This window comes from Cupriavidus neocaledonicus (assembly GCF_000372525.1).
Classification (GTDB): Bacteria; Pseudomonadota; Gammaproteobacteria; order Burkholderiales; family Burkholderiaceae; genus Cupriavidus; species Cupriavidus neocaledonicus.
The window spans coordinates 40,825-65,640 of the sequence record NZ_AQUR01000098.1 but is presented as its reverse complement, the minus strand read 5'-3'; the positions used below and the strand labels follow the sequence as shown (position 1 = coordinate 65,640).

Annotated in this window: 24 protein-coding genes; 21 read left to right on the top strand and 3 right to left on the bottom strand. The window is 64.0% G+C overall.

What is annotated here, in order from left to right; translation table 11 throughout:
• The first annotated feature begins 24 nt into the window (after positions 1–24).
• The 13 genes from A3AG_RS0116795 to A3AG_RS0116735 all read left to right on the top strand — a co-directional run bounded on the left by A3AG_RS0116795 (position 25) and on the right by A3AG_RS0116735 (position 14,941).
• Complete coding sequence (locus A3AG_RS0116795; RefSeq protein WP_018006545.1) at positions 25–1,221, top strand: MalY/PatB family protein; 1,197 nt, start codon at positions 25–27, stop codon at positions 1,219–1,221.
• A gap of 114 nt (positions 1,222–1,335) precedes the next feature.
• Positions 1,336–2,577 (top strand): YbfB/YjiJ family MFS transporter, encoded by a 1,242-nt coding sequence (locus A3AG_RS0116790; protein WP_051073534.1) that lies wholly within the window; start codon positions 1,336–1,338, stop codon positions 2,575–2,577.
• A 150-nt stretch (positions 2,578–2,727) separates the two neighbouring features.
• The gene (locus tag A3AG_RS0116785) at positions 2,728–3,630 is read left to right on the top strand and encodes a LysR family transcriptional regulator (RefSeq protein WP_020384466.1); all 903 of its coding nucleotides are present in this window, start codon (positions 2,728–2,730) and stop codon (positions 3,628–3,630) included.
• A 138-nt stretch (positions 3,631–3,768) separates the two neighbouring features.
• Positions 3,769–4,236, top strand: coding sequence for a PaaI family thioesterase (locus tag A3AG_RS0116780; RefSeq protein ID WP_018006542.1), 468 nt, complete (start codon positions 3,769–3,771; stop codon positions 4,234–4,236).
• Positions 4,237–4,427: 191 nt separating this feature from the next.
• Positions 4,428–5,621, top strand: a complete 1,194-nt coding sequence (locus tag A3AG_RS0116775) for a CaiB/BaiF CoA transferase family protein (RefSeq protein WP_018006541.1) — start codon at positions 4,428–4,430, stop codon at positions 5,619–5,621.
• A 16-nt stretch (positions 5,622–5,637) separates the two neighbouring features.
• On the top strand, positions 5,638–6,825 hold the full coding sequence (acdA, locus tag A3AG_RS0116770) for a 3-sulfinopropanoyl-CoA desulfinase (protein WP_018006540.1): 1,188 nt from the start codon (positions 5,638–5,640) through the stop codon (positions 6,823–6,825).
• 34 nt (positions 6,826–6,859) lie between these two features.
• Entirely contained in the window at positions 6,860–7,840 is a 981-nt protein-coding gene (locus tag A3AG_RS0116765; RefSeq protein WP_018006539.1) for a Bug family tripartite tricarboxylate transporter substrate binding protein, read from the top strand.
• Between the two features lie 131 nt (positions 7,841–7,971).
• Complete coding sequence (locus A3AG_RS0116760) at positions 7,972–9,165, top strand: mandelate racemase/muconate lactonizing enzyme family protein (RefSeq protein WP_018006538.1); 1,194 nt, start codon at positions 7,972–7,974, stop codon at positions 9,163–9,165.
• Between the two features lie 63 nt (positions 9,166–9,228).
• The gene (locus tag A3AG_RS0116755; RefSeq protein ID WP_035849037.1) at positions 9,229–10,182 is read left to right on the top strand and encodes a tripartite tricarboxylate transporter substrate binding protein; all 954 of its coding nucleotides are present in this window, start codon (positions 9,229–9,231) and stop codon (positions 10,180–10,182) included.
• Positions 10,183–10,249: 67 nt separating this feature from the next.
• Positions 10,250–11,212 carry a hydroxyacid dehydrogenase gene (locus tag A3AG_RS0116750; RefSeq protein WP_018006536.1) on the top strand — a complete coding sequence of 321 codons (963 nt, stop codon included), beginning with the start codon at positions 10,250–10,252 and terminating at the stop codon, positions 11,210–11,212.
• Between the two features lie 17 nt (positions 11,213–11,229).
• The gene (locus A3AG_RS0116745) at positions 11,230–13,515 is read left to right on the top strand and encodes a molybdopterin-dependent oxidoreductase (RefSeq protein ID WP_018006535.1); all 2,286 of its coding nucleotides are present in this window, start codon (positions 11,230–11,232) and stop codon (positions 13,513–13,515) included.
• 28 nt (positions 13,516–13,543) lie between these two features.
• Positions 13,544–14,104, top strand: coding sequence for a cysteine dioxygenase family protein (locus tag A3AG_RS0116740; RefSeq protein WP_018006534.1), 561 nt, complete (start codon positions 13,544–13,546; stop codon positions 14,102–14,104).
• An 84-nt stretch (positions 14,105–14,188) separates the two neighbouring features.
• The gene (locus A3AG_RS0116735) at positions 14,189–14,941 is read left to right on the top strand and encodes a TSUP family transporter (protein WP_018006533.1); all 753 of its coding nucleotides are present in this window, start codon (positions 14,189–14,191) and stop codon (positions 14,939–14,941) included.
• A 171-nt stretch (positions 14,942–15,112) separates the two neighbouring features.
• On the opposite strand, the gene A3AG_RS0116730 is transcribed toward A3AG_RS0116735, so the two are convergent.
• Positions 15,113–16,249 carry an MFS transporter gene (locus tag A3AG_RS0116730; protein ID WP_026164244.1) on the bottom strand — a complete coding sequence of 379 codons (1,137 nt, stop codon included), beginning with the start codon at positions 16,247–16,249 and terminating at the stop codon, positions 15,113–15,115.
• A 203-nt stretch (positions 16,250–16,452) separates the two neighbouring features.
• Entirely contained in the window at positions 16,453–17,778 is a 1,326-nt protein-coding gene (locus tag A3AG_RS0116725) for a tetratricopeptide repeat protein (protein WP_018006531.1), read from the bottom strand.
• 166 nt (positions 17,779–17,944) lie between these two features.
• Between A3AG_RS0116725 and A3AG_RS31720 the strand changes: the two genes are divergently transcribed.
• A complete protein-coding gene (locus A3AG_RS31720) occupies positions 17,945–18,799 on the top strand; it encodes an AraC family transcriptional regulator (RefSeq protein WP_081610746.1) in 855 nt (284 codons plus the stop codon).
• Between the two features lie 17 nt (positions 18,800–18,816).
• Entirely contained in the window at positions 18,817–19,053 is a 237-nt protein-coding gene (locus A3AG_RS0116715) for a hypothetical protein (RefSeq protein WP_026164243.1), read from the top strand.
• Positions 19,054–19,131: 78 nt separating this feature from the next.
• Here A3AG_RS0116715 and gcvA read toward each other — a convergent pair whose 3' ends face one another.
• Positions 19,132–20,052 (bottom strand): transcriptional regulator GcvA, encoded by a 921-nt coding sequence (gene gcvA / locus A3AG_RS0116710; protein ID WP_018006528.1) that lies wholly within the window; start codon positions 20,050–20,052, stop codon positions 19,132–19,134.
• Positions 20,053–20,347: 295 nt separating this feature from the next.
• On the opposite strand from gcvA, the gene A3AG_RS0116705 reads away from it, so the two are divergent.
• The 6 genes from A3AG_RS0116705 (at position 20,348) to A3AG_RS0116680 (ending at position 24,812) form a co-directional block, all read left to right on the top strand.
• On the top strand, positions 20,348–21,121 hold the full coding sequence (locus A3AG_RS0116705) for an SDR family NAD(P)-dependent oxidoreductase (protein WP_018006527.1): 774 nt from the start codon (positions 20,348–20,350) through the stop codon (positions 21,119–21,121).
• A 63-nt stretch (positions 21,122–21,184) separates the two neighbouring features.
• Positions 21,185–21,466 carry a hypothetical protein gene (locus A3AG_RS0116700; protein ID WP_018006526.1) on the top strand — a complete coding sequence of 94 codons (282 nt, stop codon included), beginning with the start codon at positions 21,185–21,187 and terminating at the stop codon, positions 21,464–21,466.
• A 47-nt stretch (positions 21,467–21,513) separates the two neighbouring features.
• On the top strand, positions 21,514–21,855 hold the full coding sequence (locus tag A3AG_RS0116695) for a carboxymuconolactone decarboxylase family protein (protein ID WP_018006525.1): 342 nt from the start codon (positions 21,514–21,516) through the stop codon (positions 21,853–21,855).
• A gap of 72 nt (positions 21,856–21,927) precedes the next feature.
• On the top strand, positions 21,928–22,608 hold the full coding sequence (locus tag A3AG_RS31715; protein WP_035849068.1) for a cupin domain-containing protein: 681 nt from the start codon (positions 21,928–21,930) through the stop codon (positions 22,606–22,608).
• Positions 22,602–23,735 carry a flavin monoamine oxidase family protein gene (locus A3AG_RS0116685; protein WP_018006523.1) on the top strand — a complete coding sequence of 378 codons (1,134 nt, stop codon included), beginning with the start codon at positions 22,602–22,604 and terminating at the stop codon, positions 23,733–23,735. The genes A3AG_RS31715 and A3AG_RS0116685 overlap by 7 nt, the downstream gene beginning before the upstream one ends.
• 48 nt (positions 23,736–23,783) lie before the next feature.
• Entirely contained in the window at positions 23,784–24,812 is a 1,029-nt protein-coding gene (locus tag A3AG_RS0116680) for an alcohol dehydrogenase (protein WP_018006522.1), read from the top strand.
• Positions 24,813–24,816: the final 4 nt, after the last annotated feature.

The following is a 24,816-nucleotide window of genomic DNA, read 5'->3' as shown; positions in this document are numbered from 1 at the left end:
ATGGATGTTTGAGGGAATGATGTGATGGTAAAGGTTTCAGAGTTCGAATTTGACGACATCGTTGATCGCAGCGACTCCAGTTCGATGAAGTGGTGTTTTCCGGCCAGCTTTCTCACACCGCATCAGGTGCGAGCCGAGCCGATTCCGATGTGGCTGGCGGATATGGACTTCCGCTCCCCCAGCGTCGTCGTCGAGGCAATTCAGGGGATGGTGGCCAAGGGTGTGTTCGGATACTCCTCGGTTCCGGCGAGTTACTTCAAGGCGGTAGCGGACTGGCAGAGCCGGCGCTTTGGCTGGCCCGTCGACGAGGAATGGATCGTGCCGGTTGCGAGCGTCATTGCCGCGCTCAAGACCCTTATCCATGCCTTTTCCCGGCCAGGGGATTCGGTGTTGATCCAGCCGCCGGTATACGTGCACTTCCACCATGACGTCCTGATCAACGGGCGCCAGCTGGCGATGGCGCCGCTCAGGTTCGATGGCGAGCGCTACCGCTTTGACCCGGAGGCCTTCGAGCGCGCCATTCAAGCGGATACCAAGCTCTTCATTCTCTGCAATCCTCACAATCCCACCGGGAACGTCTGGAGCCCGGACGAGCTGCGCGCCATGGGCGACATCTGCCGTCGCCATGGTGTGCTCGTCATATCCGATGAAATCCATGGGGACTTCGTCTTCGGTGGTGGCAAGAGGCACACGCCCTTCGCCTCGCTCGGGGACGACTATGCCGACAATAGTGTCACCTGCATCTCGGCAAGCAAGACCTTCAACCTGGCGGGCCTGCAGTGCGCGAATATCGTCGTCTCTGACAAAGGTAAGCGGGACGAGATCAAGCGAACGATCGAGCGGAACATGAATGCGCACGTCAACATGGTGGGCGCATTGGCAACGGAGGCAGCCTACACGTCAGGGGACCAATGGGTAGACGCGCTAGTAGGAAAGGTGGCCGCCAATCATGAATACTTCCGCACCGAGGTGAACAGCCGTGTCGACGGAATCCGCGTTCTGGACTCGGACTCTCTGTACCTGGCCTGGATTGACTGCCGGGATCTGCAACTGCCTCCCGCAGACCTCGAGAACTTCCTGCTGACCAAGGCCCGCGTCTGGTTTGATCGTGGACCGAAGTTTGGCAAGGAGGGCCACGGCTTCATGCGTGCCAATCTGGCGTGCCCACGCCAGACGCTGGATCGCGCGATCTCGCAGTTGACTTCAGCGCTGCCGCGGTAGCGATGCCTCGCCCGAAGCGTGTCTTCGGGCATCTGGCTTATCGGAAGCCAGTACGTTCGCAATTGATGTTCAGCGCTTTATCCAGTGGGTCTGATTCCCACGAAAATTTCTGCCATGTCACAAGATGTCACAGCTACGGAAGCAAGTGCTGGCTTGCCCCATGCAAGCGGGCTGATCGACCGGCGTGCGTTGCATGCCGCCTTCGCCGGCTTGAGTGCAAGTCTGGTCGCGATCGGACTCGCCCGTTTCGCCTACACGCCTTTGATACCGGCGTTGATTCAGGCCCACTGGTTCAGCGCTGCCGACGCTGTCTCGCTTGGCGCGGCGAACTTTGCCGGATACCTGGTGGGCGCACTGTCAGGCCGCTTGCTTGCCGCTCGCATGTCGAACCGGAACGTCATGCGCTGGATGATGCTGACCGCTACCGCGGCGTTCTTCGCGTGTGCGCTTCCGGTCTCCCTGAGTTGGTTCTTCATCTGGCGCTTCCTGTCCGGGCTTTCCGGCGGCGCCATCATGGTGCTGGTGGCAACGACAATCCTTCCTCATATCCCATCGGCCCGCCGGGCACTGGTGAGCGGCATGATATTTCTGGGTGTGGGTCTGGGCATTGCTGCGTCCGGCACCTTGGTACCCGGATTGCTGTCGATGGGCCTTCGTGCGGCATGGCTCGGCCTGGGGGCGGTGTCACTGCTGCTCACCGTGCTGAGTTGGGACGGGTGGCCACCCGCGGACAAGCCCGCTGGCAGACCTGCGCCAGGATCGGTGAATGAATGTGCTGCAGCCAGCCGTCCCACCCTTGCTCGCATGCTCAGAATCATCTGTATGCAGTACGCCGCTAATGCATTGGGACTGGTGCCAGCCATGGTTCTGCTGGTCGACTATGTCGCACGTGGACTGGGACAAGGCGCGACAGTAGGCGCACGCTACTGGGTGCTCTATGGCGTCGCGGCGACTGCGGGACCGCTGTTCAGCGGATGGGCCGGGGGGAGGGTAGGCTTCGGCAATGCCTATCGGATTGCCCTGTTGCTGCAGGCGATCGCAGTTGGCCTGTTGGCAATCTCACAGCATACCGCTGTGCTAATGGTGTCAACCATCATATTGGGCGCTTTCACGCCCGGCATCGTGCCATTGGTGCTGGGACGCATACAGGAGTTGCTACCGCATGATGCCATCCACCAACGAGCCGCCTGGAGTCGCGCGACGGCATCGTTCGCGCTGTTCCAGGCGTTGGGCGGCTACGGCTATGCCTGGCTGTTCTCGCGCACAGACGGAAATTACGGGCTCATCTTTGCCAGCAGCGCGGTTGCGTTGTTCCTGGCCTTAGCCATGGAATTGACTGCCAGGAGGCGAGACTGACTTTTAAGCCAGTCAAGGCCAGAGCTTTTCGCTGGCGCACGTGCTCAGTCCGGCGCCATTGACACGTCTAACTAATGAGGCTACTTTCAACGATCCGCGGCTAGGGGTGAAATCCATCTCAACGCCACCTGTTCTGCCTTTGGATCGTCGATGCCCAAGTCTGAAAGAGCTCAGCACCCTACCCTGCGGCAACTAGAACTACTCCTCGCACTGGTCTCTTCCGATGGCATAGCAGGCGCCGGCGCCAAGCTCGGCATGACGCCATCCGCCACCAGCCACGCGTTGCGGGCGCTGGAGGATGCGCTCGGTGTCCAGCTGGTGGAGCGCAACCAGACCGGGCTGTCGCTGACCTACGCTGGCGAACAGGTGCTGCCGCATGTGCGGGACGTGTTCGCCTCGTTGCAGCTGGTGACTGCCACGGCGCGTGCCGGCGCGGAACTGAAGACCGGGCTGATCCGCGTCGGCTCGTTCGGCGCAAGCGCGTCGCTGCATGCGCTGCCCAAGCTGCTGCAGCAGTTCCGGGCCAGGTATCCGGGCGTGAGCGTGGTCGTCACCGAACGGCCGGACGAGGAAACCAGCCAGGACCTGATCGAGCGCCGCATCGAGCTGGCCGCGGTCACGCTGCCCAAGCCCGACTTCGAAACCATTACCCTGGCGGTCGACGAACTGGTTGCGGTGCTGCCCGCTGACCATGAGCTGGCCGCGCAGGCCGAAGTCCAGCTCGCCGAAATCACCCGCTTTCCGTTCATCATGACGCGCGCGGGTTCGCAGAAATTGATCCAGAGACTATTCGCGCGCCATGGTTGTCGTCCCACGATCGCGCATGAGCTGCTGCAGATCATGTCGATCCTGGAGTACGTGTCCCGTGGCGAAGGCGTCTCGATCCTGGCCCGGCTTGCGGTCCCGGATACGTATCCGGGCGTGCGCTATGTTCCGCTGCTGCCCCAGACCCGCCGCAGCATCGGGCTGGCTTGCCTGAGCGAGAACAAGCTGTCGCCCGCAGCCAAGGCGCTGTGGCAGGAGGCGAAGCGGTTCAGCGTGGCCAGGTACTAAGGTGGTGGTCTTCGGCTCGCATTGAAATCCGATTCAATTGCACATGAGCGAGGCCACTCTTAGGCTCGGGGCATTTGCCGGAACCCGCCCGCTGCACGCTGCGGCGTTACGGGGACTAGCCACTATTGCCTCTTGACCATGAGTGATATCGACCGCGCCGACGTCTGGATCCAGAAAGAATATTCCCCCGAGAACAGCCACTGCTATGGGTGCGGCGTCGCCAACCCTCATGGCAACGGACTCAGGACCTACCTGAACGGCACAGAAACAGTTTCCCGTTTCACGCCGGACCCGATGTACAGCGGTGGCGTGCCTGGCAACGTCTACGGCGGCATGATCGCATCGCTGTTCGATTGCCACGGCACGGCTTCCGCTGCCGCCTTTCACAGGCAGCAGTCGGACGGCCCCTCCGGACCCTTGGGCCGGTTCGTTACCGCTTCACTCCAGGTCAACTTCCTTGCACCCACGCCGCAGGCGCAGGTACTGACGGTGTCGGGAAAACTGAAAGCCATCGACGGCCGCAAGGTGTGGGTCGAGATGATGCTCACGGCGGGCGAGACTCTCTGTGCCACCGCCGAGATGCTTGCCATCGCCCTGCGCAAATGACAACGCTGGCGGCTGCCTAGGGGTTTCTCCTCTCCTTGCGCCGCAATTCAATTGAGCTTGTCGGACACCGATTCTTAGAATCGATCGCATGACCTGCAAGGAGATCTTGTCATGCGATGCAGTAGAACGCCGAACCGCAGCGTGGCCGTACCAGGCCAGTGCCCAGCGGCCCAATGCTTGCGAGGTGCGCAATGAACGTGCCTCCTGACCGCCTGGCGCTGGCCGGCATCAAGGTTCTCGACCTCTCGCGGATCCTTGCCGGGCCGAGCGCGACGCAGCTGCTTGGCGACCTTGGCGCCGATGTCGTCAAGGTCGAGCGCCCCGGGGAGGGTGACGATACCCGCAAATGGGGTCCCCCATACATCGAGGACGCCGCCGGTAACCCGACGCAGGAAAGCGCGTACTACCTCAGCGCCAATCGCAACAAGCGCTCGATTGCCATCGATCTGGCGTCGGAGGCAGGGCGCGCGCTGATCCATGACCTGCTGCAGCACGCCGACGTGCTGGTGGAGAACTACAAGGTCGGTGGGCTGGCGCGCTATGGCCTGTCATACGAGCAGCTCAAGGCACAGTACCCCAGGCTGATCTACTGCTCGATCACGGGGTTCGGCCAGACCGGCCCTTACGCGCAGCGACCGGGCTACGACTTCCTGATCCAGGGCATGGGCGGCATCATGAGCCTCACCGGCGAGCCCGACGGCCAGCCGATGAAGGTCGGCGTCGGCATCGCCGATGTCATGACTGGCATGTATGCCGCGGTGGGCATCCTCGCCGCGCTGCAGTACCGCGCCGCGCATGGCCGCGGCCAGCATATCGATGTGTCGCTGCTCGATTCGCAGATTGCGTGGCTGGTGAACGGCGCCACCAACTACCTTGCCGACGGTGTGCTGCCGCAACGGCTCGGCAACGGACATCCCAATATCGTGCCCTATCAGGTGTTCGATACCGCTGACGCACCGATGATCCTCGCGGTCGGCAACGATGGCCAGTTCGAGCGGTTCTGCGAGGTCGCCGACCTGATGCACGTCGCCGCGGATGCGCGGTTCCGCACCAACCCGGCGCGGGTTGCCAATCGCAAAGCGGTGTGCGAGCTGGTCGCCGCGGCACTACGCCAGCGTGGCCGGTCCGAATGGCTCGCCGCGCTGGAAGACGCGGGGGTGCCATGCGGCCCGGTGAACAACCTCGAAGACGTTTTCAACGACCCGCATGTCAAGGCACGGGGCGCTGAGATCCGCATGCCCTGTGAATGGGCAAAGGACGGCCAGCTGCGGCTGCTCGCCAATCCGCTCAAGCTGTCAGAGACGCCCGCTACCTATCGAAAACCCCCGCCCCGGCTGGACGAGCATCGCGACGCGATCCTGAAAGACTGGCTCGGCAACTCATAAACCAATGGAGAGACGCATGTTCGAACTGACCGCTGAACAAAGAGAACTGCAACTGGCCGCGCGCGACCTGGCGCAGAACGCATTCGCACCGACCGCTGCCGACACCGACCTGACCGAGGCCTATCCCTGGCAGAACGTGGACCGGCTGCTTGCCGCAGGCTTCATGGGGATGACGATCCCAAAGGAGCTGGGCGGACAAGGTCGCAGCTACCACGATACCGTGATCGTGATCGAGGAGATGGCGAAGGCGTGCGCCACCATGGGCCGCATTACCGTCGAAGCCAACATGGGTGCGATCGGCGCCATTCTGCGCTATGGCACCGACGAGCAGCGCAAGCTCGCCGCGGCGGCCGTGCTCAGCGGCGACAAGCCCGCCATCTGCATCTCCGAGCCCAACGCCGGCAGCGCCGCCAGCGAGATGACCACCCGCGCGGACCGGGTCGGCGACGACTACATCCTGAACGGCGAAAAGTACTGGATCACCGGCGGCGGTGTCTCGCGCCTGCACCTGATCTTCGCCCGCGTGTTCGACGACGGTGTCGACCAGGGCATCGGCGCGTTCATCTGCGTGCGCGATGGCAATAGTCCGGAAGGCCTGGTGATTGGCCGCCGTCTCTACGCGATGGGCGTGCGCGGCATCCCCGAGACGCATATCGAGTTCCGCGACCTGAAGATCCACAAATCCATGCTGGTGGTACCGCCGGGCGGCCTGCAGCGCGGCTTCGCGGCGCTGATGAACGCGTACAACGCGCAGCGAGTCGGTGCCGGCACGGTGGCGCTCGGCATCGCGCAGGGCGCGTTCGAGGAAGGCGTGCGCTATGCGAAGTCGCGCCAGCAGTTCGGCCGCCCCATCGCCGAATTCCAGGGCCTGCAGTGGATGATCAGCGATATGTCGGTGCAACTGGAGGCCGCGCGCTTGCTGTTGCACTCGGCCGCGTGCAGCGGCAAGGAGTTTCCCGACATGGCCCGCGCCGCCCGCGCCAAGATCTTCGCCGCCGAGACGGCCAACAAGGTCACCAACGATGCGCTGCAGCTCTATGGGTCGTCTGGCTATGGCCGCCACAACCCGATGGAGCGGCACGTCCGCGATGCCCGGATGTTCACCATTGCCGGCGGCACCGCGCAGATCCTGAGAACGCAGGTCGCGGCGAGCGTGCTCGAGATGAAGCTGCCGCAGACGCGCCACGGCTACCTCGCGAAATAAGGCCGGTCGCAAAAATAACGGAGGAGACAAAGATATGAAGCGCAGAGACTTCATAAAAGCCCTGTCGTATATCGGCGCGGGGTCCATGGCGCCGCTTGTGGGTGTGCGCGCAGCGAGCGGGGCCTATCCCGCTGCGCCGGTGCGGCTGGTCGCGCCGTTCCCGCCAGGTGGCACTGTCGATATCCTGGCACGGCTGGTTTCGTCGCAACTTGCGCGCGAGCTATCCCAATCGGTGATCGTCGAGAATCGCGCCGGCGCGGGCGGCACCATCGGTGCGGATGCGGTGGCGCGCGCCAGGCCGGATGGCTACACCGTGCTGTTTGGCGCTGCGCATCACGCCATCGCCCAGACCGTCTACCCGGCGCTGCCCTATGACATCCGCAACATGGTGCCGGTCAGCTTCCTGGGGCGGGTGGACCATGTGCTGCTGGTGACCAACAAGCTGCCGGTAAAGAACGTCGCCGAACTGATCGCCTACCTGAAGGCGAATCCCGACAAGCTGGCCTACGGCTCGCCCGGCACCGGCACGCTGCACCACCTGATGGCGGAGCAGTTCAAGGCCGTCACCGGAACCCGTATGATGCACGTCCCCTACAAGGGCTCCAGCCCCGCGCTGGTCGACCTGATCTCCGGGACCATCCAGGTCTACTTCGAAACCATGCCGTCGGCGCTGCAGTATGTCCGCAGCGGAAGCGTGCGGGCGCTCGCGGTGACTTCCAGGCAGCGCTCGCGCACGCTGCCGGACCTTCCCACCATCGCCGAGTCCGGCGTGCCCAACTATGACGCGGCGAGCTGGTACGGCTTGTTCGCGCCACGCGGCACGCCGGTGCAGGTCGTTACCGCGCTCAACGGCGCCACGGCCCGCGCGTTTGCCCACGATGCCTTTGTCGAGCAATGGCGGCGCCAGGGTGCCGAGCCCGGCGGGGGCAATCCAGAGGTGCTGCGCAAGCTGCTGCTGAGCGAAGTCGACCGCTGGAGCGCCGTGGCGCGGGACGCCAACATCCGGGTCGAGTAGCACGAACTGCCCTCGTCGGGGCTGTCATCACGGCATGGGAGTGCTGTGCATCCTCTCATGCCCATCTCGCAATGGTCGGCTGCCACCTGGCGCGCCGGCCATCCAACCCAAACTGCCTGGGGGAGACCATCATGAAAATTACCAAGATCGAAGTGCTCGAGGCCGAACTGTCCGGCCAGGGCGGCATTGCCTCGTGGCATCACGTATTTGTCCGGGTTCACACCGAAGAAGGCGTCAGCGGACTGGGCGAGGTCGGCATGGCGTACGGGACCGGCGCGCAGGCCGCGGGGCCGATGGTGTTGGCGCTGGGCCAGCGCTTCGTGCTGGGCCACAACGCGTTCTCGACCGAATCCATTTGGGAGCGGATGCTGCGCAAGTCCTTCTGGGCCGAAGGCGGCGGGCCCGTGGTGTTCGGCGCCATGAGCGCGCTCGACGCGGCGCTCTGGGACATCAAAGGCAAGGCGCTTGGCTTGCCTGTGCATCGGCTGCTGGGCGCCGACACGCCGGCGCCGCTGCGCTGCTATGCCAGCCAGCTTCAATTCGACTGGGCCGGGGAAACGGTGAACCTTGTCGACCCGGTGCGGTATCGCGAAGCCGCGGTCCGTGCGCGCGAGGAAGGCTACGACTGCGTCAAGGTCGATCCGCTGATGATCGCGCCGGACGGCAGCCGCGCTGCCAAGCTGCGCGGCATCCTGACACCCGAGCAGCGCAAGATGCTGCGCGCGCGCATGGAGGCGGTGCGGGACGGCATTGGCCCCGACGCCGACATCATCCTCGAGTTGCACTCCTTCACCTCCACGGCCGGCGCGCTGCAGGCGGCGGAAACCTTGAAGGACCTCGGGATTCTTTTTATGGAGGAGCCGACTCATTACAACGGCGCGCATGCGCACAACCGTGCCGCGCGCAAGTCGCCGGTGCCGGTAGCCGCCGGCGAGCGGCTCTATACCCGTTGGGGCTTCCTGCCGTACCTGGAGGCCGGGTCGATCGACATGATCCAGCCGGACGTGGGCCTGGTCGGTGGCATCAGCGAGGCCTGCAAGATTGCACACCTCGCGCACACCTTCGATGTGGGGGTGCAGGCCCATGTGTGCGGATCGCCGTTGGCCACAGCGATTGCGCTGCAGTTCGAAGCGGCCATCCCCAATTTCGAGATTCATGAGCACCACACGTATGCGCTGAAGGCGTGTAACAGGGATCTGTTTATCGAGGATCTGCAGCCGCAGGGCGGCCGCTTCCACGTGCCGACGGCACCGGGCCTGGGCATGACGCTCGCGCCCGAAGCAGAGCGTCGCATGGTTACCACCTTCGTCGAGCTCGGCGATTAAGCAGCAGGCAGGGCGCTGACCCGCATATCCCCAGCAAAACATAAGATCGATTGGAGACAAAGCATGCGAGCACTACTTTCCCTGTTTCTCTTAAGCGCCGTCGTATCCCCCGCGATGGCGCAGGACGGCTACCCGAGCCGACCGGTCACCGCCTTGGTCGGGTATCTTCCGGGCGGTGCCGCGGACCTTGTCACGCGCAAGCTGGCAGCGGTCATGGCGCCCAGGTTCCCCTCGGGCATCGTGGTCGAAAACAAGCCGGGTGTCGGTGGCAGCCTGGCGGTGTCGACGCTCGCGATGGCCAAGCCAGACGGGTATCAGTTCGCATTCGTACCCAACTCGAACCTGGCGCTGTCGCCGCAGGTCAATTCGTTGTCCTATAAATCGCCGGACGATGTCACGCCAGTCATCAACATCGTCAACTTCGCCCCGGTGATGCTGGTGCCGAGCAGTTCGCCTTACCAGACGATGCAGGACTTGCTCAATGCGGCCAAGAAGGCCCCGGAAAGCCTTAGCGTGGGTTTTCCGGGCGTGACGACTCTGAGCCATCTCAACCTGCTCCAGTTCGAGCGCCTGGCCGGTGTGCAGCTGATCGACGTGGCCCAGAAGGGTTGGGGAGAAGGGGGCCCCCAATTGCTGGGCGGGCACATCACCGCCGCGATCGCGCAGCCCATCGAGGCGGTGCCGTACCTGAAGTCAGGAAAGATGCGTGCGCTCGGCTCCTTCAGCGAAACGCGGCAGTCACGATTGCCGGACGTGCCAACGATGAAGGAGCAGGGCGTCGCGGCGGATTTCGGCGTGCGCTACCTCATCGTCGTTCCCAAAGGAACGCCGGCACCCGTGGTGAAGTACATCCATGATGCCGCCAAGGCGGCCATGGAAACGCCGGAATTCAGGAAATTTGCCGCGGACAACGCGCTGGATATCGCCTACCAGGATGGTGCCACCGCGCGCGAGGCGGCCTGGGCGGACTACCGCAAGTACACGCCGGTGCTCAAGCAAAGCGGGCTGCTGAAGTAGACCTGGCATCGATGATCGAGACCGACGTCGACGGCGTAACCGAGCGCCCGGAACCACGAGAGCCAACATGAAGATCCTGATCCCCGAGTTGATTCACCCCCGGTCCCTGGAGCGCCTGCGCAAGGAGCACGAGGTCGTGTTCGACCCTACCCTCTTTGCGCGCCAGGCGGCGCTGCTGGATGCCGCGCGCGATGCCCAGGCCCTGATCGTCCGAAACCGTACGCAGGTGCGTGGCGAGCTGCTCGATGCGCTCGGCCAGTGCCGGGCCGTTGGTCGCCTTGGGGTCGGCCTTGACAATATCGACGTTCCCGCCTGCCAGGAGCGCGGTATCGAAGTGATCCCGGCCCTCGGAGCCAACGCCCGCTCCGTGGCGGAGTATGTCGTGACCTGCGCCATGCTGCTGCTCAGGTTTTCCCACTACAGCGTCAGCGACACGCTGGCCGATGGCTGCTGGACCCGTCCGGCAACGCCGGAAGGCCATGAGGTCTGTGGTCGGACGCTGGGCCTGGTGGGATTCGGCTCGATCGGCCAGTTGACCGGCCGCCTGGCCAGCCGGCTGGACATGCGCGTGGTGGCGCATGACGCCGCGCTTCGGCCGGGGACGTCGCCCGACTTCCCATGCGAAATGCTTTCCCTGAACGAATTGCTGGCCGTCAGTGACGTTGTCAGTCTGCACGTTCCGCTGATGCCGGAGACACGTAGCCTCATCAATGCGGACCGGCTCGCCATGATGCGGCCTGAAGCGGTGCTGATCAATGCCGCGCGAGGGGGCATCGTCGACGAGGCAGCTCTGGCGCGCGCCCTGACGGAAAAAAAGCTCCGGGCGGCCGCACTGGATGTATTCGACGACGAACCGCTGCCTGGCGGGTCGGTGCTGGCGGGGGTGCCGAACCTGCTGCTGACACCGCACGTAGCCGGCGTGACCGCCGATTCGGAGCTGCGAGTTTGTGAACTGGTGGCGCAGCGGGTCCTGGGTGTGCTGGCGAGGACGTCCGGGGACGCGACAGTGCTGCGACAAGCGCCGAAGTGAGCGGCAGGAGGAAATCCATGGCAGTCCAGAAATTTAGCCATTGCAGCCATTGGGGCGCCTATACCCTGCTGGTGGAGAACAACCGGATCGTCGGGGTCGAGCCGTTCGCAGGAGATCCGTCGCCGTCACCGGTCATCCACTCGGTGAAGTACTGGGCCGAGTCCGCCAACCGGATTGCTCAGCCCATGGTCCGGAAGAGCTGGCTCGCCAAGCGCGGGCCGGGCGAGCGAAAGGCCAACGAAGCGTTCGTGCCGGTGTCCTGGGAGCAGGCCAACCAGATCGTCGCCAGCGAGATCGATCGCGTGCGCCATGAGTACGGCAATGCGTCGATCTTCGCGGGCTCCTATGGCTGGACCAGCTGCGGGCGGTTCCATCATGCCCCCTCGCAGATCAAGCGGATGCTGAACCTGGTCGGCGGCTATACCGGCCATGTCGATACCTACAGCATTGCCGCCGGCCCGGTCATCCTGCGCCACGTCCTCGGCGACAGCGAGGCCTGCAATGGTGGCGCCACCACGCTCGATGCCGTGGCCACGCATGCGCAAACCGTTGTTGTCTTCGGCGGGCTGTCGCCCCGCACGGCCCAGAGCGAGGCCGGCGGTGTTGCACGCCACCAGCTCGAATCCCATTTGCGGGCCATGGTCGATAACGGCGTCAGGTTCTTCCTGGTCTCGCCGATGCGTGACGATTTGCCGGAGTGGGTGCCGGCCGAATGGCTGCCCGTGCGCCCGAACACCGATGCCGCGGTCATGTTGGGGCTGGCCGGAGAAATCGTCTCGGCGAACCGGCACGACCAGGCGTTCCTGAACCGTTATTGCAGCGGCTCCGATCGCTTCCTGGCCTATCTGGCCGGACAGCATGACGGCGTGCGGAAAGACGCGGAGTGGGCCTCGCGGATATCGAGCCTTGACGTTGGTTGTCTCAAGGCGCTCGCCCGCCGCCTGGTCGATACGCGTTCGATGATCACCGTGAGCTGGAGCCTGCAGCGGGCAGACCATGGCGAGCAGCCATACTGGGCGGCCCTGGCGCTGGCGTCGGTGATCGGCCAGATCGGACTGCCCGGCACTGGCGTCGGCTTTGGCTATGGTTCCCTTGGCGGTGTCGGATCGCCGCTTTCCCAGGCGCAATCTCCGGCGTTCCCGCAGGGCGCAAAACCCAATGCAGACTTTATCCCGTGCGCACGCATCGCCGACCTGCTGCTGAAGCCGGGGCGAGAGTTCACGTACGAGGGCATGACGCACACCTACCCTGACATACGGCTGGTGTACTGGGCGGGCGGAAATCCGTTTCACCACCATCAGGATCTGAATCGGCTGCGCAAGGCGTGGTCTCGTCCCGATACCATTATCGTGCAGGAGCCGATGTGGACAGCAACGGCCCGCCGCGCCGACATTGTGCTGCCCGCGACCACCTCCATCGAGCGCAACGATATTGCGGGCAACCGCCGTTCCGACCACCTGATCGCCATGCATCAGGCCATCCGTCCCGTGGGCATGGCGCGCAACGACTACGACATCGTCCGCGGTATCGCCGCGTGTCTCGGTGTGGAATGCGCCTTCAGCGAAGGGCGGGATGAGATGCAGTGGATCCGCATGATGTACGAACGCTCGGCGCGGCACAGCCGGGAAAGGCTGGGCGTCGAGCTGCCGGAGTTCGAGACATTCTGGGAACGTGGCTCGACGCCGGTGCCGACCAGGGCCATGTTCACCTATCTCGAAGCTTTCCGGCGTGATCCCGACGGGCATCGCCTCAACACGGAAAGCGGGCGCATCGTGTTGGGTAGCGACAAGCTAGCCACGCTTTGCCTTGACGACTGTCCGCCGTGCCCGTCCTGGATCCCGCCCGCCGAGTGGCTGGGCTGCGCCGGCCCGGAAGAATTTCACCTGGTGTCCCGCCAGCCGGCCGGCAAGCTGCATAGCCAGCTGGACGAGGCGCCGGTCAGCATGGCGACCAAGCATAACGGCCGTGAGCGGGTGTGGATCCATCCGGGCGATGCGGCAAGGCTGTCGATATCCGATGGCGACGCGGTGCGGCTATGGAATGACCGGGGACAGTGCCTGGCATCGGCATCCGTTGCCGATGCGGTTCGGCCAGGCGTGCTGATGCTGCCGACGGGCGCGTGGTATGCGCCGGAAGACGAGGGGCCGAACGCCTTAGATGTCGCCGGCAATCCGAACGTGCTGACCCTGGACAAAGGCAGCTCCGGCTTCTCGCAAGGCTGTGCGGCTCACACTTGCCTTGTCAGGATGGAAAAGCATCAACCAGGGCGGCCTGGCAGTGACCTGGGCCGCGCGACGACGTAAGGCTTTGACCCCAGAAAGGAGACATGCAATGAATCTGCCCAAGGTTTTTACCGACTTTATCGCCGGAATGACCCGGATCGTCGATACCGCTGAAGGCAACGAGCGCCGCATCCTCGATGCGGGCGAGAAGCTGCTTGGCGAACTGATTGCCGTGGATGACTGGTTGCCGGAGGCGTACTCGCAGCCGCATCCCCAGTACTACGGCCAATACCTTCTCTATGCCGACCCGGGCGATAGGTTCTCGGTGGTCAGCTTTGTCTGGGGCCCGGGCCAGAAGACCCCGGTGCATGACCACACGGTGTGGGCCCTCATCGGCATGCTACGCGGTGCCGAGACGTCCGAACGATTCGAAGTCGCTGCGCCTGGCAAGCCGATGCGTTCCCTCGGCAAAGACTTTCTCAAGCCCGGTCACGTCGATCGGGTGTCGCCGTCGATTGGAGATATTCACCGCGTGGCGAATGCGCATGACGACAGCGTGTCGATCAGCATCCATGTGTATGGGGGCAACATCGGCAAGATCTCTCGCCATGTCTATGACGAGCAGACCGGGGAGCAGAAGACTTTTATCTCCGGTTACACCAACGTCTAGCCGGCCGTGGACGTCGCCGCGAAAGTGAGATCAAGGGATGGCTGCGCTTGCTGATAGCGGCGCGCCCGGCACGTTGGAGACACCATGCTGTCAGGAGATACAGAAGCTCGAGCGCACCTGCTATTCGTGCTGTTTGTGGCGATATCCGTCTATGCGTCGAACGTGACCGGCTTCGCGCTGGCATTGGTCCTGTTGGGCCTGGTTGCGCTGACCGATATTGTGCCGTTGCCGGATGCGGTCAATGCGGTAACCGTCATCATCGTGTTGAACGCAGCGCTGTTCTTGTACAAGAGGCGCCCGCTGAGGATTCAGCCGGAAATCAAGCCTGCGGTGGTTTGCAGTCTGGGCGGTTCTCTTGTCGGTATGGCATTGCTGACTTTTCTTGCTACCCACGCGTTCCAGACCTTGCGCGCGTTGCTGGGAATCTGTGTGGTCGGTTGTGCCATGCTGCTCTGGAAGGCGGCCAGGCCTTACGCCGTGGCGTCTGGTCCCAGGACCTTTGCGTTCGTCGGCGCACTGTCGGGCGTCCTCGGCGGCATGTTTGCTACGGCGAGTCCGCCGCTGGTGTATGCGGTGTATCGTCAGCCCTGGTCCGTGGAGGTCATCCAGGAATCGCTGATTTTCAGTTTTGGTGTTGGCGCGGTGCTGCGGCTATCGGTGATGGGGCTCTCGGGGCAGGTGAATCTGTTCGCGCTTCAACTCGCGGCAGAGGCGCTTCCGGTCGCCATGCTGGTGACCATCCTCGCCGCGAATCGCCAGCCGCCAGTGTCGAAGGAGAGACTGCGGCAAATCGTCTGCATACTGCTGGTATGCGTAGGCATCGGTATCTTGCTTTAAGCGAGAATCAGGGATCGAAGCGGGGTGCCGTAGTGGAAGCGCTACGGGAACTGCACCCCGCGGACATCGCTTGCCGATCCCGCACTCGTGCTGGCTCAGCCCATGGCGCTTGACCAATGCCTTCTCTTTGGTCTGCTGCCTACAGCATGAGCTTGCGGAAATCGTCGGCGTTCAGCGAGCGGTGCGCGCGCGCAGCGTCGTCAGCGAGAAGCCGGCCAGTCCAAGAATCGGGCCAGGTACGAGAAGCCAGGTGGCGTCCAGCCCGATGCGCTCGATCAGGGCCGTGGTCGCCGCGATCGACACGACCGTGATGGCGAAGCCAATCGCGTTCTGGATGGCCAGGGCACTGCCAACCAGTTCCGGCGGGCATGCCTTGGCTGCCAGCGCGGAGAACTGTGGCGAATCAGCCACCACGGATGCGCCCCACAGCATCAGCAGGGCGAACAGCGGCATCGGCGCAAGCGTCTGCCAGCCCAGCGCGAACGCGATGGCGCAAAGCCCGGAAACGCTCAGCGCCGTCAACGCTACCCTGGCGCTGCCGACGCGCTGTGAGAAGGCGCCCCCGATCAGCGAGCCAAGCCCGCCGATGCCAATCACGATGAAGGTCGCGGCACGGAAGGCACGGATGCGAAAGACCTGCAGCACGGAGCGTGAGGCCGCGTGCGGCGCTTGTCCTGGTCTGGTTTGGCGAGGCTTGGTGAGGGTGTGCGGGCCGTCCCTCAACACGCCGATCATGCAGGCGCCCAGCAAGGCAAGCACCGACGACGCGGTAATCACAAGCTGCCACGGCAGGCCCGCGCCGATGACGCGCATCGCATGAGGCAGCGCGGTGCCAAGGGTCAGCATGGCGACCAGTTGCGCCAGCGCTTGCCCGGTTCGATGCGGCGCCCAGCCGACAATGAGCTTCATGCCCATCGGATAGATCCCTGCCAGGCAGATCCCCACGCAGAAGCGCAGCGCCGCGCCACTGGCAAGGCCGGTCGACAACCAGGCAAAGCCGAGGTTGAAGAGCGCTCCGGCGATCGCGCTGGCCACGAAAATGAAACTCGCGCGGAAGCGGTCTGCCGCGCCGCTCAGGGCGATACTGAGCGTGCCGAGAATGAAGCCGAGTTGCACGGCGCTGGTGAGCCAGCCGATGTCGGCCTCCGTGGCGTGCCAGAGCCGCATCAGGTCTGCCGCCGTGCTGTTTGCGCTGAACCACAGCGCGGTGCCGGACAGCTGCGCGACGGCGATCGTGGCAACCGGTCCAATGCGATGGACCAATAGCCGTTGAAGCCCGCTGGCTTCTGTCGTTGCGATGGAGGTCATGCGGAATGAGGAAACCAGCGGGCCGTTGCGTGGCGGCCGGCCATGGGTGGAGAGGTTGTCCTGCTGCGCAATTGCGCGCGCCCCGGGCGGGCGAACCGGAACGCTGCGTCGCCGGCGGACATGATGGCGCAGCAGGGCGGAGGCAATATTCAACTGCTACCCCTGGCGCTGTGGCTCAGGAGAAGCCGTTGCCGTGCAGCGTGTCAGGCCGGGGCGAGGTCTTCAAGCCAGCTTGCGTCGCGGGGAGAAGGCCGACGATGTAGCCGCTTGCTGAGCAGCGCCCGCGCCTTGGCCGCGTTATCGCTGCGCATCAATGCAACCAGCAGGGTGTCTTCCACGACCTCCCGCTGCGCCGCGCTGCCACCGATACGCACAACTTCGTGCGCCATGGGCTCCAGGAGGCTGGCGCAACCCAGGTAGTCTTCTTCGGCGAATGCCAGCGCAGCGCGGCAGATGGTCGGCACCACGGGACCGGCGGGAAGCTTTGCCGCCTCGATGAGTGCGTTCAGCGCCTTGACGCGCGCCTCGAGCGCAGCCCGGTCGCCACTGGCTGCCGCGACCAGCGCCATGTGAACGTCCGCGAACGGGAAGCCGGGCTGCTGGAAGTACCGCGAAGCATAGGCCGATGCATCCTGCCAGAGTCCCGCTGGCACCGGATGCCCGTAAGCCTGGAAGCGCCACAAGAATGAAGCCGTATCGCTCACGACATTGATCGGAACGCCCAAGGTGTTAGAGGGCGCTACGTACTGGCCATAAATCCCGAGCGCCTTCTCTGTGTCGCCCCGCTCCAGCGCAACCAGCGCGGCGTGCCAGGCGATGTGGCTGTGCAGGATGCCGCTGCGGTCGTAGCCGGGCAACCAATCCTCGATCAGCGCTTCCGCCTCGGCGCCTGCGCCGGCTTCATACAACACGTGTGTGAGCGCATGAACCGCATTGACATTGTTCCGTCGCAATTGCAGCGCGCGCTCGGCGAAGGCGCGACCGCGCACGACATCCCCATTCTCTCCATGCGCCCAGCCGCGATAGGTCAGGAACCACCAGTCATCCGCGTCGAAATGCGCAGCATGACGCTCGCACAGGTCCACCCGTGCCTGGTCGTGGTCTGCCATGCCGGAGAATGCAAGCAAGCCGAAGGCGCCCAGCGGCAGAGAGAGGATCAGGATGTCGCGCGGCCAGCGGTCGGCGTGCTCGAGGGCGCCGGCCAGCGCCCTGGCCGACTGGCCGTGGATGGCCAGCCGCAGGACTTCGACATGGCTGCGCTCGCGCTCGGTGCCATGGCGCGCCACCAGCTCCTGGGCGAGGGCAATCTTCCCCTTGGCGTCGGTGGCCTCGGCGCGGATGGCGTGCAGGCGTGCGCGCGCAGCGTAGGCGAGCGCGAAATCCGGATCGGCTGCGATGGCGGCGTCGAGCGTCGCTGCCGCGTCCGGCCACAGGGACAGCAGCAGGTCGATGCCGGTCCGGTACCGGTCCGCGGCGACGTCAGAGGTCGTGGAGAGTTGCAGACCGTACCGGTCTTCGAAGCGCGCCATAAAACTATTCACTCCTGTGAGATCAAGGCCTGGGGCAAGCGGCAGCCTCCGGGTGCGCGGTGCATGCCGGAGGATCGCCATGCCAACTATTAAAGCCGAAGCCGTGCTGGCCGTCTTTCGACTAACGGTCAATCTATATAGAATAACTGCCAAGGGGGGCAGGACCATGAGATGGGACACCATTGAGGCACCACACGGCGTAGCGCCGCCGCGCCCAATGACTGTGCGAGCCCAGTCGATTCCGCCACGCCATGCTTTTCCGGATCACGCCCATGCATGGCACCAGGTGGTCTATGCGATATCAGGTGCCTTGACCGTCACCATGCCCGGTGGCTCCTTTGTCATTTCTCCCGAACAGGCAGCTTGGCTGCCCACGGGGCTCCGGCACCGCGTCGGCTCGCTGCTGGGAGCGGAGTTTCGAAGTCTTTGGATCAGTGATGGCGTGGGCGGCGAGTTACCGTTCGCCCAGGCGACCGTGTTCCGGGTCTCGGCCCTGCTGAAGGCGCTGATCGTCGAGGCAGCCGAGATCGATGGCACCGAAGACGTCGACGGCTACGCCGGACGCGTCACGCATCTGATCATTGACCAGCTGCGCAGGGCCGAGGCGATTCCCGCCGCGCTGCCGTGGCCGCGCAGCGCGGCGTTGACGGCGCTGTGCGAGGCGCTGTACGCCGATCCCGCCGACGCCCGCGGACCGGAAGATTGGGGCGGGGTGCTCGGAATGTCGGCGCGGACGCTTTCCAGGCGCTTTGTCGGCGAAACCGGCATATCGCTGCGTTCATGGCGCCGCCGCATGCGCCTGTTCCGGGCGATTGAACTGTTGTGCGGCGGGATGAGCGTGACGCGCACGGCGATGGAGCTGGGCTACGGTTCCACCTCCGCGTTCGTCTACGCCTTCCGCCTTGACATGGGTTGCGGTCCGCAGGCATTCATGCGCGGACGCGGTGACGAGGGCGGCCGCCCTGTCGTGCTCGCGCCTGTGGCGATATCATCTCGCGCGCGCCGGTCATTGCCGGTTTGAGTACTTGGGAGACAGCCGTGCCAGTGCGTCTGGAAGAGGCCAGCCACGAACTTGAGATACAGGAGCGGATCAAGTCGCTGATCGTCCAGGGCGAATTCGAGATGACGGACGCCTACGAGACCGTGGACATCAAGATCTGGGCCATGAGGAGTCTGCTGACGTTCCCCGATTCCCACTTTCAATCCTCGCTCGCCGCGCACACGGCCATCGTCGCGTCGATGGAAGCTGATGCACCGGCCTCGGTCAGACATTGAACGATGGAGTCGTGAAGGACTACCTCTCTTATTCGATCGAATAAGGTTTCGAGCCGACGCCGCCGCAACGGGATAGGGCTATTCGTTTGGTAAGGCCGCTTCACTCAGCAGCCAGTTCCGGAATGCCTGCAACCTCGGCAAGCCGGCGCTCTCCGGTCGATAAACGACGTAGTAGGCCAACTCGGAAGGGAATTTCAACTTTGGGAAAAGCCGCACCACACGACCGGCCGCCAAATCGTCGCGGGCCATGACGCTGCGCGCCAGCGCCACGCCGCGTCCTTCGCTTGCTGCCTGCAACACGGCTGCGGAGTTGTTGATCTTCATGCCGCGCGAAGTCGCTACACCGGAGACGCCCATTTTCTGAAACCACTGGCTCCATGTGGGGAAGCCCGCATGGCCATCCATGGAGAGATCGTGAATGAGGGTGACGCCATCCAAGTCAGCGGGGCGGCGCAGCGTCCGATGCTGACGCAGCAGCTCGGGCGAACAAACCGGGTACACCTCCTCCTCCATGAGCTTTTCCGCGGTCAGTCCGGGCCACGTGCCGGTACCGTAGCGCACGCCGATGTCCACCCGCTGCGCCACGAAGTCCACGGGTTTGAGGTTGGTCTCCAGGCGAATATCAGTGTCAGGACAGATCGCCTGGAATCGCTCAAAGCGTGGCAGCAGCCATTTGGCAGCGAAAGCCGGACTGACCGTGACGCTCAGTACTCCGCGGACGGAACCCTCCTGCAGCCGTTCCAGGCCCAGGGATAGCCGGTCAAATCCGGCGCGGATGTCCGGCAATGCGCGCAGTGCGGCATCGGTGGCAGAAAGTCGTGCCCGACCGCTGTTGCCCCGGACGAACAACGGGGAGCCAAGCCAATCCTCAAGGCCCCGAACCAACTGACCAACGGCGGCGGGCGTGACGTTGAGTTCCTCCGCTGCTGCGGAGAAGCTCTCGTGTCGGGCACTGGCTTCAAAGGCGCGCAGCGCATTCAGATGGACCGGTAGCTTCATCGCAGTAAAGGTTTTCTTTCAAGGAAAGAAATTTTATCTCATTTGCCAGAGGTTTCGGATTGACCAAAAATTGGCAAACATTCGCGGCACTTTCCTGGATTCTGTCGCGGATCCCGGGAGCAGATGGCGCATCCCTGGGCGGATAGTTTTCCTTTCAGATTGCATTGACCCTCGATAAGTGCCATTTCGCTTCTTCGGCGCAGGTCTGGCGCTCGGTTCGGACATCAAGTCGCACTAGCAGCCTCACCGTGCTCTTTTTTCAACCCGATTTGGCCTATCCGACAGGCAGAGAGATATGAGCAATCAGTTCAAGGGCAAAAAACTGCTGGTCGTCGGCGGCACCAGCGGAATGGGGCTGGAGACCGCTCGCATGGTGCTCGCCGAAGGCGGCAGCGTGGTGATCGTGGGCAATCGCCCCGAAAAGACCGAGGCGGCGCGCAGCGAGTTAGCCGCGCTGGGGCGGGTCTGGGCACTGACGGTAAACCTCGCCAGCGATGAGGGCGTCCGCGCACTGCTTGAAGCCGTCGACGGGCAGCATGCCGACATCGACCTGCTGGTGAACGCCGCCGGCGTGTTCTTTCCAAAGCCATTCCTGGAACATTCGGAGGCTGACTACGACCATTACATGAAGATCAACAAGGCGTTCTTCTTCATTACCCAACGCGTCGCAGGCAACCTGGTCGCGCAAGGCAAAACCGGCGCCATCGTCAACATCGGCTCGATGTGGGCCAGGCAGGCGATTGCAGCCACGCCATCTTCGGCGTATTCGATGGCCAAAGCCGGCCTGCATTCGCTGACGCAGCATGTGGCGATGGAGCTGGCCTCCAAAAACATCCGCGTCAACGCGGTGTCGCCTGCGGTGGTCGAAACGCCGATCTACGAGGGCTTCATTCCCAAGGCTGAAGTACATGGCGCCCTGCAAGGCTTCAACAACTTCCATCCCATCGGCCGCGTTGGCAAACCGCGGGACGTTGCCGAAGCGGTCGTTTTCCTGCTCTCCGACAAGGCGCGCTGGGTGACGGGCGCTATCTGGGATGTGGATGGTGGCGTGATGGCTGGCCGCAACTGATGCGTGGGCGAGCGCTTGCCGTTTGCCTCCTTGTTTTCCCAACCACCTGCTCGGAGAGCACGTATGGTCTATCTGCAAATTACCCTCATGATCGCCAGCGCCAACCGCGCGGCCGCGGCTGGCGTCTACCAAAGGTACAAGGCGCCGTTCCTCAGCACCGTTGCCGGCGCGAAGTCGAAGGAACTGCTGGTGCGTGAGGAAGACGTGCAAGTGCTGCATGGCTTCGACAGCAGGGAGAACGCCGCTGCCTATCTGCGAAGCGAGCTGTTCACGGCAGATGTGGTGGCCGGTCTCGAGCCATTGCTGGGTGCCGCGCCCGACGTGCGGATCTACGAGGTCGCGTGATCTCGCCGCAACCGCCCGCCCACTCATTGACAGCAGGAGCTCAAGACATGATGCAGGACTGGAATGCCTACCGGAATGAATTGAAGACGCGCGTCGGCGATTTCGCGTCGTTGAACCCAGAGGTAATGGCAGGGCTCGCGAAGTTGAATGAATTCGTGGCCAGGCCCGGACATCTGGAACCCAAGATGCACGAGCTGATTGCCCTGGCTGTCGCCGTTACCACGCGCTGCGACGGCTGCATTTCCGTGCACACGCAGAAGGCAGCGGAGTATGGTGCCACGCGCGAAGAAATTGCCGAGGCGCTCGGGGTTGCCATTGCCCTCAACGCCGGTGCCGCTCTCGTCTATTCGGCACGCGTGCTCGATACCCACGCACATCTGCCCAGGTAAAGGGTATGGGGTACATCGGGCCGCCGCGGAACGTTGCGGTCCTGTATCCCGCTTGTCTTTAAAGAGTTCTCGATGCTAGTTAATGCGGATCTTTCACTGCGCGCGCTCGTGACGCCACATCAGTACCAGTGGACAGCTTCGCCCCAAGCGGGGGTTGAGCGCGTGATGCTGGATCGAATGGGGGGAGAACAAGCGCGCGCCACCAGCGTTGTGCGATATGCGCCGGACTCCTGCTTTCCCCACCACCCCCATCCGGGAGGCGAGGAAATTCTCGTGCTGTCGGGCACCTTCTCAGAAGGCCACAAGCACTATCCGGCCGGCTGGTATTTGCGCAGCCCGCCGGGCTCAAGCCACCAGCCCTCCAGCGCCGAGGGCGCGGTGATCTTCGTGAAGCTCTGGCAGATGCAGCCGGGCGAGTCGCGCCCGGTTCGCATCGACACGCGGGATGTGTCGCGCTGGACGGTCAGGAATGGTCGTCAATGCTGCCCGCTGTTCGCCGACGACATCGAGCATGTCCGCCTTGAGCGCATGCCGGCGGGCGCGATCGTGCTCAGCGGTCCGGTGGACGGTGCCGAGGTGCTGGTAGTGGAGGGCAGCTTGCGCGAGCGTGCGCAAGCATACGAGCGGGGCAGCTGGCTGCGGCTGCCGCCGGGGACGTATCCGGATCTTGTCGCAGGCAGCTCCGGAGCCTGCGTGTACCTCAAGACCGGGCATCTCGCGAACCCTGTCAGTCTGGCGGCTGCGTCATGCTGACCGAGCGCATTGCCATCATTGGCGGCGGCCTGAGCGGCCTGTACGCGGCCTACTTGCTGGAGCAACGTGGCATCCGGGATTATGTATTGCTGGAAGCTCGCGACGTCTTCGGCGGGCGGATCGCGTCTGTATCGCCAACGGCCCGTACCGACGAACAGCGGCCCAGCGACCAGTATGACCTTGGCGCAACCTGGTTCTGGCCCGCTTTGCAACCGGATCTTCAGGTGCTGGTGGACGAGCTGCGCCTGCAGACCTTCGCGCAGCAAGAAGAGGGAGACATGCTGCTGGAGCGCTCCGCGACGCACGCCCCCGTACGCGTCGATGGCTATCGCTCCACGCCCGCCTCGCGGCGGCTGGTGGGCGGCATGGGCGCGCTCGTCGACGCTCTGCATCAGCGCCTGACAGCAAACCGGCTGATGACCCATTGCCATGTGAAGCGGGTGCGCTATCTGGATGACTGTGTCGAAGTGGAGGCTGACGGCCCGCAGGGGCGTGAACTCATGCATCGCGTGGCCCACGTGCTGTTGGCGGTGCCGCCGCGTCTTGCAGCCGGCACCATTGTGTTCGAGCCGGGGTTGCCCGACGCATTGGCCGGGCCGTGGTATCACTGCGCGACATGGATGGCGCCACATGCCAAGTATCTGGCGGTCTTCGATCGCCCTTTCTGGCGCGAGCAGGGGTTATCCGGCGAGGCGCGCAGCGCTGTTGGGCCGATGACGGAGGTTCACGACGCCTCGGCCCTGGCTTGCCATGGTGCCCTGTTCGGGTTCCTGGGCGTTCCCGCCGCTGTACGCCGCCAGGTTCCGAACGAGGAATTGCGGGCTCTCTGCCGTGCGCAGCTGGTTCGCTTGTTCGGCCGCTGCGCTGCACAACCCCGCATCGAATATCTGAAAGACTGGGCGCGCGACCCTTACACAGCGCTGGAAGCCGACAACAAGGTGGGCGCCCACCAAGTGTTGCCATTACCTTCCCGCGCGGCGGACGGCGTCTGGTGCAACCGGCTTACCGGTATTGCCAGCGAATGGTCGCCGGAGTTTGGCGGGTATGTCGCGGGCGCATTGGACGCTGCCCGGCGGGCTGTGGCCGCTTTGATGGCCGGCAATACCGCAGATTCCCTTTTGCATTGATTGCCCTTGCGCGCAACGCGGGACCAGAAGAGACATTGGAGTGTCGAGATGAAGCCTACCTATCGAGCCATGCAGATCAGCGGGCCGGGCGTGTTGGAGCTTGTGGAGCGGTCTGTGCCACAGCCTGGCGTCGCCGAGGTGCTGATCCGGGTGGAAGCCTGCGGCATCTGCGGAGCGGATGCGGCCGACATCGAAAGAACAGGCCCTGCTACGCACCCGCCGCGTGTGCCCGGTCACGAGGTGGTTGGCCGCATCCTGGCGATGGGCCCAGGCACGCCATCGATCTGGACGACAGGCCAGCGTGTGGGCGTGGGCCGGCTGGGTGGTCACTGTGGCGAATGCGTGCAATGCCGGCAGGGGCGGTTCCAGCTTTGCCTGAACCAACCTGTGGTGGGTGCCACTGTCGACGGTGGCTACGCCGAGATGATGCTGGCGCGCAGCACCGGCCTCGTCGCCATTCCAGATGCGCTTGGCGCAGAAGAGGCGGCGCCTATCCTGTGCGCAGGTATCGCTACCTTCAACGCCTTGAATAAGTGCGGCGCGCAAGCCGGCGATACGGTGGCTATCCTCGGCATCGGCGGCCTGGGGCACATGGCGCTGCAATATGCACGAAACATGGGTTTCCGGGTCGTGGCGATCGGGCGAGGCAACGAAAAGGCCGGCGACGCGCTGGCGCTGGGCGCACATGTCTATATCGATAACCGCGGGGAAGATGCCGCTGCGCGGCTCAAGGCCATGGGCGGCGCGCAGGCCATGGTGACCATGATCGATCATGCCGAGGCAATTTCGGCGCTGCTCCCCGGCCTGGCACCCGAGGGGCGGCTGGTTGTCCTCAACCCCGCCAGAAGCCCACTACACATCCCCCCAGGTCTGCTCGTCGGCGGACAACGCAGCATCCTCGGGTCGCTCACGGGTACGCCTTACGACAACGAAAAAACGTTGAACTTCAGTATGCTAGCGAATGTGCGGCCTCGGATAGAGACCATGCCGCTTGAGCAAGCAGCTCAGGCCTACGCGAAGATGAAATCCGGTAGCGCGAAATACCGCATGGTGCTGACGATGGATAATCCGCGTTGAACGC